The 1,098-nt window shown below is 45.8% G+C and carries 2 protein-coding genes; both read right to left on the bottom strand.

The window, feature by feature from the left end; genetic code table 11:
* Positions 1–172: 172 nt before the first annotated feature.
* Complete coding sequence (locus ACFIQE_RS10675) at positions 173–856, bottom strand: hypothetical protein (protein WP_375707735.1); 684 nt, start codon at positions 854–856, stop codon at positions 173–175.
* A gap of 31 nt (positions 857–887) precedes the next feature.
* A partial coding sequence (locus ACFIQE_RS10670) for a hypothetical protein (protein ID WP_375707734.1) occupies positions 888–1,098 on the bottom strand: 211 nt, incomplete at its 5' end.

Below are 1,098 nucleotides of genomic sequence, written 5' to 3'. Positions count from 1 at the left end.
GCCCGCCACCACGAAATATCGAAGCGCTTGGAAACCTTATAAGTACTAATAACGACAACAATAAAAAGGTAGGAAAACACCAACAACAGCAAAAAAAACAAATCGTTCGACATCACATACCCCTCACAGCAAGCCCATTAAAGATCACACCCATGAAAAAGAAAAACACACCCTACTTTAAGAACCAAGCCCATAGAACACGTGCACGCCTTACACCCTGATAAATCAAAGGAGAAAAAAATCCAACAATAAAGGGCAACACCCTCTCATTCGAGAACCAAAGCCAGCTCAACCCTAGATTCTCTGCTCCCAGACGGGCAAAACAAAGAATTGGTGCCAAAATGCAGAAAAACAGCACAAAATTCAAAGCACGCAACGACCTCTGTAGCACCGTATCACCTTGCTCGCGTATAAAGAACCCCAAGAGCACTTTTAACAATAAAGACAAGAGCAAAACCTTTAAGAATACCGCCCTTATGCTATCCATATCCCTGACGCCCACAGCAGCAAACCACAGGATAAAGCCCATCATGCAACAAAACATAACTGCCTTTAAGAACACTTGCCAAGCAACAGGCATACTCTTGACGCCCAGATGCACCAAACCAAGGACAGTTGCAAAAATGCAAGAAAACACCGCCCCCTTCAAGAGCAGCTCCCCATCAACAGCGCGCCTGCCCACGCCCACATAAACAAAACCAAGGTAGGTGGCAAGGGCGCCATAAAGCACCACCCATCTCCAAAACATCCACTCTGTAACAGAGCGACGCTTTGCTCCCTTATAAATAAAAACCAAGGCCAGAGCAAAAAAGCAGAAAAACCAAGACAACAGCCAAAACATCACATTGTTCGACATCAAATACCCCTCACAGAAAGAACATCAAAGATCACGCCGGTGGAAAAGAAAAATGCTCATTCTTTTTAAGCACCACCCCAACAGTACACGCACACACCGTACCCCTTCCAAAACAAACAAAGGAACGAATCCAACACTGCTCACAAACACCCCATCGTTCAAGAACCCCCCATCGTTCAAGAACCAAAGCGTGCTCCAGCCCATATGCTTTACTCCCACATGTGCCAACCCAACGACAGTGC

This window comes from Bartonella sp. AA1HLJMS (assembly GCF_042197445.1).
Classification (GTDB): domain Bacteria; phylum Pseudomonadota; class Alphaproteobacteria; order Rhizobiales; family Rhizobiaceae; genus Bartonella.
Note: the sequence above shows the minus strand (reverse complement) of the source record. Positions and strands in the feature narration are given on the sequence as shown.

Coding starts and splice junctions, on each gene's coding strand:
- ACFIQE_RS10675 (WP_375707735.1), bottom strand. CDS start 856: ATGTCGAACAATGTGATGTTTTGGCTGTTGTCTTGGTTTTTCTGCTTT.